The sequence below is a fragment of the Pseudomonas sp. G3-39 genome (assembly GCF_054790485.1).
The window spans coordinates 2,858,263-2,877,410 of record NZ_CP186497.1 but is presented as its reverse complement, the minus strand read 5'-3'; the positions used below and the strand labels follow the sequence as shown (position 1 = coordinate 2,877,410).

The 19,148-nt window shown below is 59.3% G+C and carries 17 protein-coding genes; 9 read left to right on the top strand and 8 right to left on the bottom strand.

What is annotated here, in order from left to right:
- Positions 1 to 109: 109 nt before the first annotated feature.
- The gene (locus ACOYXG_RS12710) at positions 110 to 1,228 is read right to left on the bottom strand and encodes a sugar diacid recognition domain-containing protein (RefSeq protein WP_115989841.1); all 1,119 of its coding nucleotides are present in this window, start codon (positions 1,226 to 1,228) and stop codon (positions 110 to 112) included.
- Positions 1,229 to 1,400: 172 nt separating this feature from the next.
- Between ACOYXG_RS12710 and ACOYXG_RS12705 the strand changes: the two genes are divergently transcribed.
- From ACOYXG_RS12705 to rarD, 4 genes are all read left to right on the top strand, one after another.
- Complete coding sequence (locus ACOYXG_RS12705) at positions 1,401 to 2,711, top strand: MFS transporter (RefSeq protein ID WP_460358150.1); 1,311 nt, start codon at positions 1,401 to 1,403, stop codon at positions 2,709 to 2,711.
- A gap of 176 nt (positions 2,712 to 2,887) precedes the next feature.
- A complete protein-coding gene (locus ACOYXG_RS12700; protein WP_460358147.1) occupies positions 2,888 to 3,787 on the top strand; it encodes a LysR family transcriptional regulator in 900 nt (299 codons plus the stop codon).
- Positions 3,788 to 3,856: 69 nt separating this feature from the next.
- The gene (locus ACOYXG_RS12695) at positions 3,857 to 4,870 is read left to right on the top strand and encodes an aldo/keto reductase (protein WP_414889179.1); all 1,014 of its coding nucleotides are present in this window, start codon (positions 3,857 to 3,859) and stop codon (positions 4,868 to 4,870) included.
- 260 nt (positions 4,871 to 5,130) lie between these two features.
- A complete protein-coding gene (gene rarD, locus ACOYXG_RS12690) occupies positions 5,131 to 6,012 on the top strand; it encodes an EamA family transporter RarD (protein WP_460358143.1) in 882 nt (293 codons plus the stop codon).
- A 178-nt stretch (positions 6,013 to 6,190) separates the two neighbouring features.
- Here the strand turns inward: rarD and hppD are convergent, their stop codons facing one another.
- Both hppD and ACOYXG_RS12680 read right to left on the bottom strand, forming a co-directional pair.
- Positions 6,191 to 7,267 carry a 4-hydroxyphenylpyruvate dioxygenase gene (gene hppD, locus ACOYXG_RS12685; protein WP_115989844.1) on the bottom strand — a complete coding sequence of 359 codons (1,077 nt, stop codon included), beginning with the start codon at positions 7,265 to 7,267 and terminating at the stop codon, positions 6,191 to 6,193.
- Between the two features lie 245 nt (positions 7,268 to 7,512).
- Positions 7,513 to 8,460: a DMT family transporter gene (locus ACOYXG_RS12680; RefSeq protein WP_460358141.1), complete on the bottom strand. Its 948-nt coding sequence runs from the start codon at positions 8,458 to 8,460 to the stop codon at positions 7,513 to 7,515.
- Between the two features lie 78 nt (positions 8,461 to 8,538).
- On the opposite strand from ACOYXG_RS12680, the gene ACOYXG_RS12675 reads away from it, so the two are divergent.
- The 3 genes from ACOYXG_RS12675 (at position 8,539) to ACOYXG_RS12665 (ending at position 11,662) form a co-directional block, all read left to right on the top strand.
- Positions 8,539 to 9,411: a LysR family transcriptional regulator gene (locus tag ACOYXG_RS12675; protein WP_460358139.1), complete on the top strand. Its 873-nt coding sequence runs from the start codon at positions 8,539 to 8,541 to the stop codon at positions 9,409 to 9,411.
- Between the two features lie 115 nt (positions 9,412 to 9,526).
- Complete coding sequence (locus ACOYXG_RS12670; RefSeq protein WP_027612003.1) at positions 9,527 to 11,062, top strand: EAL domain-containing protein; 1,536 nt, start codon at positions 9,527 to 9,529, stop codon at positions 11,060 to 11,062.
- 234 nt (positions 11,063 to 11,296) lie between these two features.
- A complete protein-coding gene (locus ACOYXG_RS12665) occupies positions 11,297 to 11,662 on the top strand; it encodes a histone-like nucleoid-structuring protein, MvaT/MvaU family (protein ID WP_003224630.1) in 366 nt (121 codons plus the stop codon).
- A gap of 217 nt (positions 11,663 to 11,879) precedes the next feature.
- Here the strand turns inward: ACOYXG_RS12665 and ACOYXG_RS12660 are convergent, their stop codons facing one another.
- Positions 11,880 to 12,398 carry a DUF4946 domain-containing protein gene (locus tag ACOYXG_RS12660; protein ID WP_097089854.1) on the bottom strand — a complete coding sequence of 173 codons (519 nt, stop codon included), beginning with the start codon at positions 12,396 to 12,398 and terminating at the stop codon, positions 11,880 to 11,882.
- Positions 12,399 to 12,537: 139 nt separating this feature from the next.
- On the opposite strand from ACOYXG_RS12660, the gene gloA reads away from it, so the two are divergent.
- Entirely contained in the window at positions 12,538 to 13,059 is a 522-nt protein-coding gene (gene gloA / locus ACOYXG_RS12655; RefSeq protein ID WP_007963339.1) for a lactoylglutathione lyase, read from the top strand.
- A 177-nt stretch (positions 13,060 to 13,236) separates the two neighbouring features.
- On the opposite strand, the gene ahpF is transcribed toward gloA, so the two are convergent.
- The 3 genes from ahpF to ACOYXG_RS12640 all read right to left on the bottom strand — a co-directional run bounded on the left by ahpF (position 13,237) and on the right by ACOYXG_RS12640 (position 16,570).
- Complete coding sequence (ahpF, locus tag ACOYXG_RS12650; protein ID WP_285374120.1) at positions 13,237 to 14,799, bottom strand: alkyl hydroperoxide reductase subunit F; 1,563 nt, start codon at positions 14,797 to 14,799, stop codon at positions 13,237 to 13,239.
- Between the two features lie 132 nt (positions 14,800 to 14,931).
- Complete coding sequence (gene ahpC / locus ACOYXG_RS12645; RefSeq protein ID WP_003224621.1) at positions 14,932 to 15,495, bottom strand: alkyl hydroperoxide reductase subunit C; 564 nt, start codon at positions 15,493 to 15,495, stop codon at positions 14,932 to 14,934.
- Between the two features lie 136 nt (positions 15,496 to 15,631).
- A complete protein-coding gene (locus ACOYXG_RS12640; RefSeq protein WP_007963337.1) occupies positions 15,632 to 16,570 on the bottom strand; it encodes a site-specific integrase in 939 nt (312 codons plus the stop codon).
- Positions 16,571 to 16,747: 177 nt separating this feature from the next.
- On the opposite strand from ACOYXG_RS12640, the gene ACOYXG_RS12635 reads away from it, so the two are divergent.
- Complete coding sequence (locus tag ACOYXG_RS12635; protein WP_027612008.1) at positions 16,748 to 17,764, top strand: DNA-binding protein; 1,017 nt, start codon at positions 16,748 to 16,750, stop codon at positions 17,762 to 17,764.
- Here ACOYXG_RS12635 and gorA read toward each other — a convergent pair.
- Entirely contained in the window at positions 17,761 to 19,119 is a 1,359-nt protein-coding gene (gene gorA, locus ACOYXG_RS12630; protein ID WP_346650178.1) for a glutathione-disulfide reductase, read from the bottom strand. The two genes, ACOYXG_RS12635 and gorA, sit on opposite strands and share 4 nt — an antisense overlap.
- Between the last annotated feature and the right edge of the window lie 29 nt (positions 19,120 to 19,148).

Here is a 19,148-nt window from a genome sequence, read left to right as displayed (position 1 = left end):
TTGTATGGAATGTGCCGACGCCTTCGCGAGCAGGCTCGCTCCCACATTTGAAATGCATTCCCCCTGTGGGAGCGAGCCTGCTCGCGAAGGTGTCGGTGAAAACACCCGATCAGTCCGGCTCAGTCTGAGGAAGCAACTGCACCCCGAGGTACAACGCCAGCATCCCGTCGAGTTTCAGCGGATCAACCCCGCTCAACTCAGCAATCCGCTCCATCCGATAACGCAGACTGTTGCGATGAATGCCCAGCGCATCGGCGCAGGCCTGACTCTGCCCGTCGTGTTCACACCAACTGCGCAGGGTTGCGAGCAACTGGCCGTTGCTGTCTTTGGCGATGACTTTGCGCAACGGTTTGAGCAGTTCATCCAGCGCGTCGTCATTGCGATGGCGCCAGAGCATCACCGGCAAGCGATAGCGATTGAGCGTCAGCAGTCGCGACTGCGGCAGCACCTCACGCCCATACGCCAGCAGATCGCCGACCCGTCGATAACAGCGGCGCAAACCGGCCAGCCCATCCGCCTGCCCACCCACAGCGATGCGCAGAATATTCCAGCCGAGGCCATCGAGTTTTTCCAGCAGGCGATCATGCTCAACCGTTTGACTTGCCGGTCGGCACCACAGCAGCGACGACTTGGCCGAACTCACGCACCAGCTGTCCGGGTAGCGCGAGGCCAGCCAGGCGCTCAAGGCCTCGACGGTTTGCCCCGGCCCGTGCTCCAGACCCAGTTCGAACAGATATGGCACCCGGGTCAACTGCGGCTTGAGCCCCAATTGCTGCGCCTCATCGACCAGCCGCGGCGAATCCCCGGCTTCGCTCAACAGCAACGCCAACAGGTCATCGCAACGCTGGCGCCGCCATTGCTGCTCGGCCTGCTGGTTGCGCTGACCGACGAGCATTTCGGCGGTCATGCGCACCAGTTCGGCGTAGGTGCGCAGTTGCTCCGGTTCGCCGGTAATGCCGAGCACGCCGATCAGGCGTTGATCGAGCATCAGCGGCAGGTTGATCCCCGGCTGCACACCCTTCAAGTGCACAGCGGTTTGTGCGTCGATCTCCACTACCCGCCCGTTGGCCAGCACCAGTTGCGCGCCTTCGTGACGGGTGTTGATGCGCTCCGGCTCGCCACTGCCGAGGATCAGGCCCTGGCTGTCCATGACGTTGACGTTGTAGGGCAAAATGGCCATGGCCCGGTCGACGATATCCTGAGCGAGGTCGTGATCGAGTTCGAACATGATCGGCAAAATCCTTAAGCAGCGGCGGCGGACGGTTGTTCACCCGCACAGGGTCTGGCGGCAAACCCTGTGCTCAGGCACAAAGACAATCCGGCCACAGGTGGCCGAGACTCTCGGGGCGATCAACGTTAACCTGTGCATCGCAAAAAATCATAATAAAGAGAGAGCCGCTATGTCGCAGAGCGCCGCAGCTACCCAGACCATCGACGACGGTAAAAACGCCGTCTACAAACGCATCACCCTGCGCTTGATCCCCTTCATCTTCATCTGCTACCTGTTCAACTACCTCGACCGGGTCAACGTTGGCTTCGCCAAACTGCAGATGCTCGACGCATTGAAGTTCAGTGAAACCGTATACGGCCTCGGTGCCGGGATCTTCTTCATCGGCTACGTGCTGTGCGGCGTGCCGAGCAACCTGGCGCTGACCCGATTCGGCCCGCGCCGCTGGATCGCACTGATGATGATCGCCTGGGGCACGCTGTCGACCTGTCTGTTGTTCGTCACCACCCCGACCCAGTTCTACACCCTGCGCCTGTTCACCGGTGCGGCCGAAGCCGGGTTCTTCCCGGGTGTGGTGCTGTACCTCTCGCAGTGGTTCCCGACGTTCCGCCGTGGACGGATCATGGCGCTGTTCATGTCGGCAATTCCGGTCTCGGGCCTGCTTGGCAGCCCGTTCTCCGGCTGGATTCTCAATCACTTCGCCGCCGGGCAAGGTGGACTGGCCGGCTGGCAGTGGATGTTCCTGCTGCAAGGTATTCCGACCGTGATTCTCGGCGCCCTCGCCTATTTCCTGCTCAGCGACAGCTTCGCCAATGCCAAGTGGCTGAGCCCGCACGAGCGCGCGGTGCTTGAGGCGGATCAGGCCGAAGACTTGGCGAACAAGCCGAAAACCACCTCCGACTCGCTGCTCGCGGTGTTCAAGAACCCGGCGATCTGGGCCTTTGGCCTGATCTACTTCTGCATCCAGAGCGGCGTGTACGCGATCAACTTCTGGCTGCCGTCGATCATCAAGAACCTCGGCTTCAGCGACAACCTGGTGATCGGCTGGCTGAGTGCGATCCCCTATCTGCTGGCGGCGGTTTTCATGTTGCTGGTCGGGCGTTCGGCGGACTTGCGCAAAGAACGGCGTTGGCACTTGGTCGTACCGATGCTGATGGGCGCGCTCGGTCTGCTGATCGCCGTGAACTTCGCCGCCAACCCGGCCATCGCCATCCTCGGCCTGACCCTTGCAACCATGGGCGCGCTGACCGGCCTGCCGATGTTCTGGCCAGTGCCGACTGCCCTGTTGAGCGCGGGCGCGGCGGCCGGTGGTCTGGCGTTGATCAACTCGATGGGGCAGATGGCCGGTTTCCTCAGCCCGTACCTGGTGGGTTGGGTCAAGGACAGCACCGGTTCGACCGATGCGGCGTTGTATCTGCTGGCGGGTGTGATTGTCGGCGGCAGTTTGCTGGCATTGCGCATGACGCGGACGCTGCGCGCGTAATCACGCTTCCAGATCAAAAGATCGCAGCCTGCGGCAGCTCCTGCATGGAAATACGCGTTTCCCTGTAGGAGCTGCCGCAGGCTGCGATCTTTTTTGCTTAATGATTACAACGCCCCGACTTGCCAATCACGGAAAAATCCCGCAAAAACGCACAGATCTTTAAAGGATTTTTACCAATGAGCTCGATTCTCGATCTGGAGATCTTCGTACGCGTGGCCGACTCCGGCAGCATCTCCGCCGCTGCCCGCGCGCTGGAACTGACGCCGGCCGCCGCAAGCATCGCGCTGAAGCGTCTGGAAACCCGCCTCGGCATCCGCCTGCTCGCGCGCTCTACCCGCAGCATGCGCCTGACCGAAGAAGGTCGGCGTTATCTCGACAGCGTACGCATTGCCCTGTCCGCCCTGGCCGAAGGTGAGCAGGCACTGAAGCAACACGGCGAAGGCCTCAGTGGAGTGCTGCAACTGGCTGCTCCGTCGGATTTCGGACGCAACGTGTTGTTGCCGTGGCTGGACGACTTCAAACGTGCACACCCGAATATTCAACTGCAATTGTTGCTCAACGATCGGCACGCCGATCTGTTCCGCGAAACCGTGGATGTCGCGCTGCGCTTTGGTGTGCCCAGTGATTCGACCCTGGTCGCGTTGCCGATTCTGCCGGCGCATCGCCGTGTTGCCTGCGCCAGCCCGGACTATCTCGCCCGCCATGGCACACCGCAACATCCCGGCGAACTGTGCGAACACAGCGCCCTGCTCTACCTGCGCAATGGTCGGCCCTACAACACCTGGCGCTTCAGTCGCGAGGACGAAACGCTGGAGGTTGAAGTACACGGCGATTACTTCAGCGATGACGGCGAAGTCGCGCGGCGCTGGGCCCTGGCCGGGCATGGCATTGCCTACAAAGCCTGGCTGGACGTCGCCGAGGATGTGCGCGGCGGACGCCTGCTGACGCTGTTCGATGACTGGCATGGCGAGAGCGTACCGTTCAATCTGCTGTGTCCGCATCGGGTGCAGGTGTCCGAACGCGTTCGGGTGTTGCAGGCGTTTTTGCAGACGCGTTGCACAGCGCTCAGCCGATAATTCACTTTGCCCCGTCGGATGCTTCTGGTATTTGATTGGAGTTTTCCCACCCGATAAAAGGATTTCGGCATGAGCTACCGCACACTGGGGCACTCGGGGTTGCAGGTGTCCACCCTCACCCTCGGCACGATGATGTTTGGCGAGCAGACCAGCGCCGAGGACTCGCTGCGCATCATCGACAAGGCCTGGGATCAGGGCATCAATTTCATCGACACTGCCGACGTCTATACCAATGGCCGCTCGGAAGAAATCGTCGGCGAGGCGATCGCCCGCCATCGGCACGAATGGGTGTTGGCGACCAAGGTCGGTTTCGGCCCGGCGGACGGCGTGCCAAACCGCAGCGGCTTGAGCCGCAAGCACATCTTCAATGGTCTGGAGGCCAGCCTGACGCGCCTCGGCACCGACTATCTCGACATCTATTACCTGCACCGCGAAGACCACAACACCCCTCTGGAAGTCACGGTGTCGGCGATTGGCGATCTGATTCGCCAGGGCAAGATTCGCTATTGGGGCCTGTCGAACTATCGCGGTTGGCGCATTGCCGAAGTGATCCGTATCGCTGACAAGCTCGGTATCGACCGCCCGGTGATCAGCCAGCCGCTGTACAACATCGTCAACCGTCAGGCCGAGACCGAGCAGATCAGCGCCGCGCAAACCTATGGCCTCGGCGTGGTGCCTTACAGCCCGCTGGCCCGCGGCGTGCTCAGCGGCAAGTACGCACCCGACGCCACTCCCGACGCCAACAGCCGCGCCGGGCGTCAGGACAAACGCATTCTGGAAACCGAATGGCGCGTGGAATCGCTGCGCATCGCCCAGCAGATTCAGCAGTACACCCAGGGCCGTGGCGTCGGGATTGTCGAATTCGCGATTGCCTGGGTGTTGAACAACAGCGCGGTGACCTCGGCGATTGTCGGACCGCGTACCGAACAGCAGTGGGATGCTTACACCAAGGCGCAGGCGGTGCAGATCACGGCGGAGGATGAAGCGTTTATCGACTCGCTGGTGACGCCGGGGCATGCTTCGACGCCGGGGTTTAACGATGTGAGCCATTTTGTGTCAGGCCGTAAACCGCGTCAGGCCTGAAAGCCTCACAAGCCGGGCATCAGCGGCGTCAGCAGATTACGAGGGCAACACAAATCCATTGTGGGAGCGAGCCTGCTCGCGAAGAGGCCGGCACATTCAACATCTGCGTTGTCTGGCACACCGCTTTCGCGAGCAGGCTCGCTCCCACAGGTTTTGTGCTTATCTTCAGGATGTGGGAAACATTGATCACTCGGCCAATATTCAGCACAAAAACCACGTATCCTGCGCGCCCTGTTTGATCACCCATCCGCGAGGACAGTTTGTCTAAAGGTATCGCTCTATCGGTTTCAGCTTCGGTGCTGTTTGCCGTCATGTATTACTACACCTCGCTGCTCACCCCGTTGAGCGGCGTGGAAATCTTTGGCTGGCGGATGCTGCTCACCGTGCCGTGCATGACCGTGTTCATGCTGGTGTCGGGTGAATGGCGGCGGGTGCTGGAGTTGCTGCGCAAGGTGGCGGGCTATCCAAAGCTGATTGGCGGTCTGATTGTTTCGTCGGGTTTGCTCGGCGTGCAGTTGTGGCTGTTCATGTGGGCGCCGCTCAACGGCTACAGCCTCGATGTGTCGCTGGGTTATTTCCTGTTGCCGCTGGCGATGGTACTGACCGGGCGCATTGTGTACGGCGACAGCCTGTCGTACCTGCAGAAAATCGCGGTGTTCTTTGCCGTTCTCGGCGTGGCGAACGAGCTGTATCGGGTCCGCGGATTTTCCTGGGCGACCCTGGTGGTCGTGGTCGGTTACCCGCTGTATTTCGTCCTGCGCAAACGCCTGAAGACCGACAACCTGGGCGGTCTGTGGGTCGACATGACCTTGATGCTGCCGGTGGCGTACTGGTTCGTGCGCGGTGGTGAGCAAGGTTTCGCCGTGTTCGATCAGTATCCGGGCTTGCTCTGGCTGATTCCGCTGCTCGGTCTGATCAGTGCTTCGGCGCTGGTGGTGTACATCATTGCCAGCCGCTTGCTGCCGTTCAGCCTGTTTGGTTTGCTCAGTTACGTCGAGCCGGTGTTGCTGCTCGGCGTGGCGCTGTTGCTCGGTGAAAGCATCAAGGCCGGCGAGTGGCTGACCTACATTCCGATCTGGCTGGCGGTGGTGGTGTTGGTCTTCGAAGGCTTCAAGCACCTGATGCGGCAACGCCGCCCTTAATCGCACCACAAAACAACTGTGGGAGCGGGCTTGCTCGCAAAAGCGTCAGTTCAGTCAACAAAGACCTTGAACCAAAGACCGAATTCGCGAGCAAGCCCGCTCCCACAGTTTTTGCGGACGCAAAAAAATCCCGGCTGTGCATGACTGCAAGCCGGGATTTTTTCATTCTGGTGGAGGATTACTCGGTTGCGAGCACACCACGACGCACCTGATCACGCTCGATCGATTCGAACAGGGCCTTGAAGTTGCCCTCGCCGAAACCATCATCGCCTTTACGCTGGATGAATTCGAAGAACACCGGGCCCATCAGGGTTTCCGAGAAGATCTGCAGCAGCAGGCGCTTGTCGTCCGGGTTCGACGAGCCGTCGAGCAGGATGCCGCGCGATTGCAGCTGGTCAACCGGCTCACCGTGGTTCGGCAGGCGGCCTTCGAGCATTTCGTAGTAGGTGTCCGGCGGCGCGGTCATGAAGCGCATGCCGATCTTCTTCAACTGATCCCAGGTCTTGATCAGGTCGTCGGTGAGGAACGCCACGTGCTGAATGCCCTCGCCATTGAACTGCATCAGGAACTCTTCGATCTGCCCGGCGCCCTTGGACGACTCTTCGTTCAGCGGGATGCGGATCATGCCGTCCGGTGCGGTCATCGCTTTCGAGGTCAGGCCGGTGTATTCGCCCTTGATGTCGAAATAGCGGATCTCGCGGAAGTTGAACAGCTTCTCGTAGAAGTTGGCCCAGTAGGCCATGCGGCCGCGGTACACGTTGTGGGTCAGGTGGTCGATGATCTTCAGACCGGCACCGACCGGGTTGCGATCAACGCCCTCGATGAACACGAAGTCGATGTCATAGATCGAACTGCCTTCACCAAAACGGTCGATCAGGTACAGCGGCGCGCCGCCGATGCCCTTTATCGCTGGCAGGTTCAGCTCCATCGGGCCGGTTTCGATGTGGATCGGCTGAGCACCGAGTTCCAGTGCGCGGCTGTAGGCCTTTTGCGAATCCTTCACGCGGAACGCCATGCCACACACCGACGGGCCGTGTTCGGCCGCGAAGTACGAAGCGACGCTATTGGGTTCGTTGTTGAGGATCAGGTTGATCGCGCCCTGACGGTACAGGTGCACGTTCTTGGAGCGGTGGGTCGCGACTTTGGTGAAGCCCATGATCTCGAAGATCGGCTCCAGGGTGCCAGGAGTCGGCGATGCGAACTCGATGAACTCAAAGCCCATCAGGCCCATTGGGTTTTCGTATAAATCTGCCATGGTGACGCCTCATCATTCTTATCAATTAACCAGAGTTATTTGTCAGTAATGCTGAGACCGGCGGGCGGTGCGCAGGAGATGCCTCGCACACTGCGGGCGAGGAAGTCACCATAGATCAGTTGAAACCCGAATATCTTCATTGTCGACCCAAGGCTCTTGCGGGCGAGGCTTCTGCTGCCAGAAGACGTTTATTATTGTATGCGTAACCCGATTCTACACAGCGTAAATAGGGTTGTCTGCCCTCTCTATAAAATCCGCCTTTTTCGCATCGGTGCAAGGGGTTTGTTGCACAGGTAAATCCCCACCAGCACCAACCCGCCGCCCAGGCACATGCTCAACGTCAGTTGCTCGCCGAGCAGCAACGCGCCGAGCACCACCGCGGTCAGCGGATTCAGGGCAATGAACACGCCGGATCGGGTCGCGCCGATTTTGCGGATGCCATCGTAGTAGCCGATGTAAGCCAGCGCCGAGCCGAACACGCCGAGGTAAATCAGGCTCAGCCATTGTGCTGTGCCGAGGTTGATCAAGGCTGCTCCGCTGACCTCGCCACGCAACATTGCCAGCGCCCACAGCATCGCGCTGCCGATCAACACGGAAAAGGTCACGGTCTGCAGCGGGCCGATGGATTGGTTCAGCCCCCGGGAAAACAGCGAGTAAACACCCCAGCTCAACACGCAGCCAAAAATCAACAGATCACCGATCCACGCATCGGGTGTCACGGCAAGTAATTGCGGGTCACGGCTGACAATCACCAGGCCGGCGCCCGTGATGCAGATCGCGATACCGGCGACTTTCGCCCGACCCAGGCGCTCCTTGAACAACAACCACGAGGCCAGACCGATCACGGCCGGGTTCAACGCGACAATCAACGAAGCCCGTGAAGCGTTGATGTACTGCAGGCCATAAAAGAAGCACAGGTTGTAGAAGAAAATGCCGAAGAGCCCCAGCAAACTCAGTTGCAGCCATTGCCGGGGCGTCGGTCGCGCCAGCGGGATACGCGCTATCCACAGAAATCCGAGCAACGCGACGCTGGCGAGCAGGATGCGCAGGCTGGCGGTGAACAACGGGCTGAGGCTGCCCGACAGAAAACGCCCGGCGACAAAGGTCCCGCCCCAAATCATGGTTACCGCTGCCAGCGTCAGGTATACCGGCCGGTCGGAGGCCGTTAGGTGGGTTTGCTCAAGGTTGCGCATGATGCTCCAAACGAAAGAAGTTGAAGGATGGCGTATCATTCCCCTCATGCCCTCTCATCGTAAAATGAGCAAAAACTCATGACCCTCACGCAACTGGAGATCTTCTCGCTGGTCGCCGAACTGCGCGGATTTACCCTCGCCGCCCATCGTCTGGGGATTTCGCAGTCGGCGATATCCCACGCGATGAAATCGCTGGAACAGGAGTTGGGCGTGGAGTTGTTGCGGCGGCACCAGTCGCAGGTGGAGCTCACCGATATCGGCGAGCAACTGCTGCAGCGCGCACGGGCCATGCTCGGTCTGGCCAACACCCTGCGCCAGGAAGCGGCCGATGCGCGGGGCATGAAAACCGGCACGTTGCGTATTGGCTCATTCGGCCCGACGTCATCGATCAAGTTGCTGCCGAAGATTCTGCAGCGCTATCGCGAAGTGCATCCGGGCATTGAAGTGCACATTGATGAGGGACCGGACCGGCAGGTGCTGCAGTGGCTGGAGGAGCGGCGAATTGACGTCGGTTTTGTGGTGCTGCCCGAGGAGCGCTTCGACACTTTTGCTCTGGTCGAAGACCAGATGGTTGCCCTGCTCCCGCTCGATCACCCATTGGCGGCACGTGCGGCGCTGAGCCTCCAGGATCTGTGTGCCGACCCATTTGTGCTGACCGAGGCCGGCTCATCGGAACTGGTTTCGCGTCTGTTCAGCGCCGCGCGCCTGCAACCGAACATTCGCTATCGTTGCTCGCAATTGCTCAGTACGCTGGACGTCGTCAGCCGGGGCGATGCCATCACCGTTGTCGCCGAAGGCTCATTGCCGGACGATCCAGCGCCGCGTTACCTGAAGAAGCCGCTGTTGCCGGCGGTACAACGCTTGATCGGCCTCGCTGTCCTCGATCAGCGTCAGGCTTCGCCCGCCACTCGGGCATTTATCGAACTCGCCACGCAGATCAACCAGCCGTGAGCGGCACAAGCGCCAACGGCCATCTATCATCCCTTCTGACTTCGCTGTTTTTCACCGGTGCGCCGTTGCCAGGCCTGCATTCGAGAGTTCCACCCCATCGCGACAGGATGCGCCAATGCCCTTGACCGTCAGACCCCGCCGCAAACGCAGCGTACGCATTTTTGTGAGCCTGCTTTGTGGTGTTTTGCCCGTCCTGCTAGGCGGCGGGATTCTGTATCTGCAAGCCGAACGCACCTTGCAACAGAGCACGCAAAATACCGCCGAGGAGGCGTTGCGCCAGTTTGAACTGATGCTCGACAACACCGCCCAGGCCGCCAGTGAATTGTTGCCATTGGCCGGCCAGCCCTGCGATAGCGTGAAACTGGCCTTGCGTGAGCAGGTGACCCGTCGACCTTTTGTGCGCTCGACCAATCTGGTGTGGGACAACAACCTCTATTGCAGCTCGCTGTTCGGGGAGTTCAAGGAGGCCGTGAATCCGGGCGACTATACGCAGGGCAAACTGTGGTTGATGAATGGCAACCCCGTCACGCCCAACACCGCGCTGTTGGTGTATCGCCTCAGCGAAGGTCGCGGTGGCGCGCTGACCACCCTCGATGGTTATCACCTGAGCAACATCCTGCGCCTGATCGGCCGGCAGACGCTGCTGTTGTTGCAGGTCGGCGATAACTGGCTGTCCGTCGATGGCAAGGTGCATCAAGGCGCCCTGCCGCCGTTACCGGTGGCGCAGAGTATGCTCGCGTCTTCGCGCTATGCCTTCAGTGTCAGTGCAGGCTTTCCGCAGGGGCAAACGTGGCGCTACATGGCCGGCGAATACCCGCCGCTGTTCAGTCTGCTGATATTTTTCGGGGTGATCGCGGGCGCTATCGCCCATGTCCTGCAACGGCGCGCCACTTCGCCCAGCCATGAGATGCTGCGCGCGCTGGAGGCTGGCGAATTCATTCCCTACTTCCAGCCGGTGGTGCATGGCGACAGCCGGAAGTGGTCCGGCGCTGAAGTGCTGATGCGCTGGAATCACCCCAAGGAGGGTCTGGTGCGTCCGGATCTGTTCATTCCGTTTGCCGAACATTCAGGCCTGATCGTGCCCATGACTCGTTCGCTGATGCAGCAGACAGCCGCCCTGCTCGGCCCGTTGTCGGCGGAGTTCGACAAACCGTTCCACATCGGCATCAACATCACCGCCAGCCATTGCCAGGATCTGCAACTGGTCGAAGACTGTCGCGGGTTTCTCGCTGCTTTTGCCCCCGGCAGTATCAACCTGGTGCTGGAGCTGACCGAGCGCGAGCTGATTGAGCCAACCGATGTCACGCACCTATTGTTCGAGCAGTTGCACGCGCTGGGGGTGATGATCGCCATCGACGATTTCGGTACCGGTCATTCAAGTCTGGGCTACCTGCGAACATTCAATGTCGATTTTCTCAAGATCGACCAGAGTTTCGTCGCGATGATCGGCATTGATGCGCTGTCGCGGCATATTCTGGACACGATTATCGAACTGTCGGCCAAGCTCGATTTGGGTATTGTTGCCGAAGGTGTAGAAACTCAGGCTCAGGCTGACTATCTGACCGCACACCACGTCAACTTCCTGCAGGGCTATCTGTTCGGAAAACCCATGCCTGGCGCCGACTTCATCGATGCATTAAGTCACCATTAACTAAAAATAAATTAAGCCCGGCGCTGCGACCGGGCGCACCAAATTGATACAAAACACCACTGTTGTTACATGACGACAAGATCAGGATTTACTCTTGGCGCATTAACTACTACAATTTTTTCAGCCTGTGCAAGATTGGCAGGTGAGCCATTATCACCGAGTCGCTTCAAGGCTCTTGGCTTATAGCTTTGTTTGCGGTTGGTATCAGCCAAACACACTATTGGAGTAAAGATATTGTCCAGACTCGCTGAATTTCGTGCAGCTGAAAAGGCCCTTCAGGAACAGCTCAAGCAGTTGGAATCGCTGAAGAACGATGCCGGGCTCAAGAAAGAAATCGAATTCGAAGAAAAGCTCCAGGGGCTGATGAAAACCTACGGCAAAGGCCTGAAAGACATCATCGCCATCCTCGATCCGAACCCGTCCAAGTCCGGCCTGCAAGTGTCTGCCGCACCGAAAACCCGCCGCGCTCGCGTGGTCAAGGTCTATCAGAACCCGCACACCGGTGAACTGATCGAAACCAAGGGCGGCAATCACCGCGGCCTGAAAGCCTGGAAAGAACAGTACGGTGCTGCCACCGTTGATTCCTGGTTACGCGGTTAATCTTGCGTCAACAAACAAGCCCTGCTCTATGCAGGGCTTTTTTTCGACAATATCTAACAAAAGCAACGATTTCCGCCACGCTAGTTATCAATCTGCTTTAACACCCACAAGCCGTGAGGCTAAACATTTTGCGCCGGGATGTTGCAACCGCAACGACCGCTAAACTTTGTGCTTAATTCCTTCGGGTATCTAAACCCGTAGCGGTGCAAACAGACGCTTAAAGTTTCAAGCTGTTTCTCACTGCGACTATTTCCTCGGCGCTCGCCTTATAAACCTCAGCCTGACCCGCGTAAGAAAGTACATAAGCCTTATCCGTCGCGACCGCAGCAACCAATGTTTGCGACAACACATGACGGCCGTTTTCGGTGATCGTGCAGGTGGTCTCCAGTGCATCCAGAACGGCGAGTTTTGCCGGATGTATCTTGTTGCAAACGCTTTGATAGCCACCCTGGAAGAAGTCTTTCTGAATAGATTTGCGCATTTCCAGCAGGACACCCTGCACATTGACCTGATGGCCTGCCTCAACCTGGCTCATGGTCAACTCCATCACCATCACCTGATTGCCGTCAGCATCGTTTTTCACCGCGCGCTGGCGCGAAACCTGAGGGGCTTGATCAGGCAGCGCCTCTACTTCCCAGCCTGCAGGCCAGGTGATACTGGGCTGATCCGCCAGCGCCGGACCGGCAAGCAGCGATGAGAAAAGGCAAACGAACAGCGCTTTGAACGGTCGGATCATTACCAGAGGCACTCGCAGATTGAGCTGCAAAGTCTGAGGCCCGGCCGCCCACAGAGCAAGCCGCGCATTCGGTTTGGCGATGCCGCCCCGCATGCGTATCATTGCGCCCATTCACTCGCCCCATTGTTACGGAGGGCCTATGAGCCTGCACGAACTGAACACTTTCCCCGGCGTCACCGCCACTCCAGACAGCGCAACCCGCAACTTCGTCTTCAACCACACCATGCTGCGTGTGAAGGACATCACCAAGTCGCTGGACTTCTACACCCGCGTACTGGGCTTCTCGCTGGTTGAAAAGCGTGATTTCCCGGAAGCCGAATTCAGCCTGTACTTCCTCGCGCTGGTCGACAAGGCGCAGATCCCGGCCGACGCCGCCGCCCGCACCGAATGGATGAAGTCGATCCCCGGCATTCTGGAACTGACCCACAACCACGGCACCGAAAACGACGCCGACTTCGCCTATCACAATGGCAACACCGACCCACGCGGTTTCGGCCACATCTGCATCTCGGTGCCGGACATCGTTGCCGCGTGCGCACGTTTTGAAGAGCTGGGCTGTGATTTCCAGAAGCGCCTGACTGATGGCCGTATGAAAAGCCTGGCGTTCATCAAGGACCCGGATGGCTACTGGGTTGAAATCATCCAGCCTGCGCCGCTGTAACTGACCACATAAAAGCCTTTGTGGGAGCGGGCTTGCTCGCGAAAGCGGTGAGTCATTCAGCGAAAATGTTGGCTGACAGGACGCTTTCGCGAGCAAGCCCGCTCCCACATTAATTTGTGTCAGGCATAAAAAAACCCATGATCGCTCATGGGTTTTTTCGTTTCAGCGACTGCCGTTTTACGCCGGCGCCGAAGTACGGATCAAGTGATCGAACGCGCTGAGGGAAGCCTTGGCGCCCTCGCCCACTGCAATCACGATCTGCTTGTACGGCACAGTGGTCACGTCGCCGGCCGCGAAGATCCCCGGGATCGACGTCTCGCCACGGTTGTCGACGATGATTTCACCACGCGGCGACAGCTCGATGGTGCCTTTGAGCCAGTCGGTGTTCGGCAGCAGACCGATCTGTACGAAAATCCCTTCCAGCTCGACGCTGCGCAGTTCGTCAGTATTGCGATCCTTGTAACGCAGGCCGTTGACCTTCTCGCCATTACCGGTGACTTCAGTGGTTTGCGCACTGGTGATCACGGTGACGTTTGGCAGGCTGTGCAGTTTGCGTTGCAGTACCGCGTCGGCACGCAGTTGCACGTCGAACTCCAGCAGTGTCACGTGGGCAACGATACCGGCCAGGTCGATGGCCGCTTCAACGCCGGAGTTACCGCCGCCGATCACCGCCACGCGCTTGCCTTTGAACAGCGGGCCGTCGCAGTGCGGGCAGTACGCCACGCCCTTGTTACGGTATTCCTGCTCGCCCGGCACGTTCATTTCACGCCAGCGCGCACCGGTCGCCAGGATCACGCTCTTGGCTTTCAGGGTCGCACCGCTGGCGAAATGGACTTCGTGCAACTCGCCATTCTTGCCGGGAATCAGCTTGTCGGCGCGCTGCAGGTTCATGATATCGACGTCGTACTGCTTGACGTGTTCTTCCAGCGCCGTCGCCAGTTTCGGGCCTTCGGTTTCCTGCACGGAAATGAAGTTCTCGATGGCCATGGTGTCGAGCACCTGACCGCCGAAGCGCTCAGCCGCAACACCGGTGCGGATACCTTTACGGGCGGCATAGATCGCGGCCGACGCACCGGCCGGGCCACCGCCAACTACGAGCATATCAAAGGCTTGTTTGGCGCTGATTTTCTCGGCCTGACGCTCGATGGCGCCGGTGTCGAGTTTGGCGAGGATTTCTTCCAGGCCCATGCGGCCCTGGCCAAAGTTCTCACCGTTGAGGTAGATGCTCGGCACGGCCATGATCTTGCGATCGTTGACTTCGTCCTGGAACAACGCGCCGTCGATGGCGACGTGACGGATGTTCGGGTTCAACACAGCCATCAGGTTCAGCGCCTGGACTACGTCCGGGCAGTTCTGGCACGACAGCGAAAAGTAGGTTTCGAAGTTGAACTCACCTTTGAGCGAGCGGATCTGTTCGATCACTTCGGCACTGGCTTTCGATGGGTGGCCGCCGACTTGCAACAGGGCCAGCACCAGCGAGGTGAATTCATGGCCCATCGGGATGCCGGCGAAACGCAGACTGATGTCGGCACCCGGACGGTTGATCGAGAACGACGGCTTGCGGGCATCGGTGCCGCTGTCGATCAGAGTAATTTGGCTCGAAAGACTGGCAACGTCTTTTAGCAGGTCAAGCATTTCCCGGGATTTCGCACCGTCGTCGAGGGAAGCAACGATCTCGATCGGCTGGGTAACCCGTTCCAGGTACGATTTCAACTGGGCTTTAAGATTGGCGTCCAACATACGGGCGATCTCCTGTGTCTTTATTCGAGGCGAAAAAAAGCCCGAGCGAATCTCGCCCGGGCTTTTTCAATGGGCGGTGCAGCTTACTGAAGTAGGTGCGGAGTCCCGCCCTGTGTTGCGTGTCTCACAGACTCAGATCTTGCCGACCAGGTCCAGGGACGGAGCCAGAGTGGCCTCGCCTTCTTTCCATTTGGCCGGGCAAACTTCGCCTGGGTGAGCAGCAACGTACTGAGCAGCCTTGATCTTGCGCAGCAGCTCGGAAGCGTCACGGCCAACGCCGCCATCGTTCAGTTCAACGATTTTGATCTGGCCTTCAGGGTTGATCACGAAGGTGCCACGGTCAGCCAGGCCAGCTTCTTCGATCAGCACGTCGAAGTTGCGGGAGATGACGTGGGTCGGGTCGCCGATCATGGTGTATTCGATTTTGCCGATGGCTGGCGAGGTGTTGTGCCAGGCAGCGTGAGCAAAGTGGGTGTCGGTCGAAACGCTGTAGATTTCCACGCCCAGTTTCTGGAACGCAGCGTAGTTGTCGGCCAGGTCTTCCAGCTCGGTTGGGCACACGAAGGTGAAGTCGGCTGGGTAGAAGAACACTACGGACCATTTGCCTTTCAGGTCAGCGTCCGAGACTTGTACGAAGTCGCCGTTTTTGAATGCGGTAGCTTTGAACGGTTTTACTTGGCTGTTGATGATAGGCATTGATGACTCTCCGTCAGGGTTGTGAATTCGATGGGTGAATCCTACCCACTCACTCGACGGATGGCTCATTGGCAAACCTGATGCTGCTGATTTGTTTTCGCTATTAGCAGACTGTATTAATAGAAGAAAACCATATCTACGACGAAGCCGGTTTGTCCGTAATCCGGGCCATCCCGTGAAAGGGGCTGGCTTCAACATAGCGCATGGCTGACTTCATATCCTTCCAGCCGACGTAACTCATGAGCGATTTCAGATCCCAGCCGCTTTGATGCGCCCACGTGGCAAAGCCGCGGCGCAGGGAATGGCTGGTGTAACGCTCGGCCGGGATGCCGGCGCGCTCGAGCGCCTGACGCAACAGCGGAATGATGCTGTTGGCGTGCAAGCCCTCCTCGCTCAGATGCCCCCAGCGGTCAACGCCGCGAAACACCGGGCCGCGTACCAGCGCTGCCTCGGTGATCCAGTCGATATAAGCCTGCACCGGGCACAGCTTGAGCAGCGCCGGCGCCTGATACGTCTGCCCGAGGTTGTCGCGGTCGCCCTTGCTGCGCGGCAGGTAGAGGGTGATGCCGCTGCCGGCGTGCGCCTGCACGTGCTCGATCTGCAGACGGCACAACTCGTCACTGCGGAAGCCCCGCCAGAAGCCCAGCAGAATCAGCGCCCGATCGCGATAGGCCTTGAGCAACTGCGGACGATCCTGATTCTGCCTGGCGCTACTGGCTTCCTGCTCCAGCCAGTCGACCACTTGCTGCAGATCGTGCAATTGCAACGGTTCGGCCTGTTTTTCCTGCGCCGGATGCAGTGCGCGAATGCCTTTGAACACTTTGCGCACCACCGGCGCCTTGGTCGGATCGGCAAAACCCTGACTGTTGTGCCACTGCGCCAGCGCTGACAGCCGCAGTTTCAGTGTGTTGATCGACAGCACCCCGGCATGCTCGACCAGATACCGCGCCACGCTGTCGGCGGTCGCTGGCAGGAAGCCGCCCCACTTCACTTCGAAATGCTCGATCGCCGAACGATAGCTGCGGCGGGTGTTGTCACGGGTGGCGGCTTGCAGATAGCGATCGATCTCGCTCATGGGCAGTGTTCTCGCAGGCGTACTGATTGCTGGATGAAAAAACCGATTCAGGGGTCTGACATTGGGTAATACCAGTATATCCCGCCTGTGATTAATCAAGCATTTAACTTTATTTTCAGCGTGGTACACTTCGTACTTTGGTGGCATGTACCACAGTACGTAATGGTAGGAGTTAAAATGGCCCGTGGTGGCGTTAACAAAGCAGTGGTGCAGATCGCGCGCTCAGCGATTCTGGCCCGAGGCGAACACCCCAGCATCGATGCAGTACGCATCGAACTGGGCAACACCGGTTCGAAAACCACGATCCATCGCTATCTGAAAGAGCTGGATGACGGCAGCCAACCGGTCGAAGCGTCCGCGGAACCGATCAATGACGAACTGACCGCACTGGTCTCGCGTCTCGCCCAGCGCCTGAAAGAACAGGCGCAAGAGCCGATCGAACTAGCGCGCGAGCAGTTCGAAGAGCAGCGCGAAACCCTGGAAGCGGAACTCAAGCAGGTGCGCCAGGCACTTGAGCAACTGGAACAACAGCACGACATTCAAGGCGCGGCGCTGGCCAAGGAATCCGAAGCGCTAAAAGAAACCCGCTCGATGCTGCAGACCGAGCAAACCCGCAACGCCGGACTCAATCAGGCGCTGGCTGATTTCGAATTGCGCCTGCAGGACAAGGACGAGCAGATCCGCTCGCTGGAAGAGAAACACCTGCACGCCCGCGATGCTCTCGAGCATTACCGCAACGCCACTAAAGAGCAGCGCGAGCAGGAGCAGGCCCGTCACGAAGGACAGCTGCAGCAGTTGCAGATGGAATTGCGCCAGGCGCAACAAAGTGCACTGGTGCGTCAGGACGAGATCACTCAGTTGCATCGCGATAACGAACGCCTGCTCACGGAAAACCGTGGCACCCAGCGCGAACTGAGCCTGATGCAGGATCAGCTCAAGCACAGCAACCAGCGTCAGGATCAGTTGCTGGAGCAAGCCACTCGCGTCGACAACGAACGCACCCTCCTCCAGGAACGCCTGCGCGTGGCCCTGCTGGAAAGTCAGACGCTGAAACAGGATGCCGACGAACAGCGGCAGCTCAATCAGTCACTGGAAAAGGAACTGACCAAAACTCAGGCCAGCCTCGAAGACAGCCTGCGTCTGGCGGCTACCGTTGCGGCAGCGCCAGACACAGCCAAAGCGAAGGACGCTTAAGCGCCGACCGGCGTACGCATGGTGACGAACTCTTCGGCGGCCGTCGGGTGCACCCCGATCGTGTCGTCGAAGTCACGCTTGGTCGCGCCAGCCTTCAGCGCGATCGCCAAGCCTTGGACGATCTCCCCCGCGTCCGGGCCGACCATGTGGCAACCGAGCACCTTGTCGGTCTTGCCGTCGACCACCAGTTTCATCAGGGTTTTCTCCTGACACTCGGTCAGCGTCAGCTTCATCGGGCGGAAGCGGCTCTCGTAAATCACCACTTCATGCCCCGCTTCCCGCGCCTCTTCTTCGGTCAGGCCGACAGTGCCGATGTTCGGCAGACTGAACACGGCGGTCGGGATCATCTTGTAATCCACGGGACGGTATTGCTCAGGCTTGAACAAGCGCCGCGCCACCGCCATGCCTTCGGCCAGTGCCACTGGCGTCAGTTGCACCCGACCGATCACATCACCCAGCGCCAGAATCGACGGCTCGCTGGTCTGGTATTGCTCGTCAACCTTGATGAAACCTTTGTCGGTGAGCTGCACATCGGTGTTTTCCAGCCCAAGGTTGTCCAGCATCGGACGCCGGCCCGTGGCGTAGAACACGCAATCGGCTTCGAGCACGCGGCCATCCTTGAGGGTCGCTTTCAGGCTGCCGTCAGGCTGTTTGTCGATGCGCGCGATGTCGGCGTTGAATTGCAGATCCATGCCGCGTTTGGTCAGCTCTTCCTGCAGATGCCTGCGCACCGAGCCATCGAAACCACGCAGGAACAGATCACCGCGATACAGCAGCGTAGTGTTCGCGCCCAGACCGTGGAAAATCCCGGCGAACTCGACCGCGATGTAACCACCACCGACCACCAGTACCCGCTTCGGCAGCTCTTTGAGGAAAAACGCCTGATTGGAACTGATCGCGTGTTCGTGCCCCGGGATTTCCGGAATCTGCGGCCAGCCACCCGTGGCAATCAGAATGTTTTTCGCGGTGAAGCGCTCACCGTTGACCTCGACCTCGTGCGGGCCGACGATCTTCGCGTGGGCTTCGTGCAGGGTCACGCCGCTGTTGACCAGCAGGTTGCGATAAATGCCGTTGAGGCGATTGATCTCGCGGTCCTTGTTGGCGATCAGGGTCGTCCAGTCGAAATTTGCTTCACCCAGACTCCAGCCGAAACCGGACGACTGTTCGAAGTCTTCGGCGAAATGCGCGCCGTACACCAGCAGTTTCTTCGGCACGCAGCCGACGTTGACGCAGGTGCCGCCCAGGTAACGGCTCTCGGCCACCGCCACTTTCGCGCCGAAACCGGCGGCGAAGCGCGCTGCACGTACACCGCCGGAACCGGCACCAATCACATAAAGGTCAAAATCGTAGGCCATTGCTATCTCCTCGGCAGGCCAACAGCATA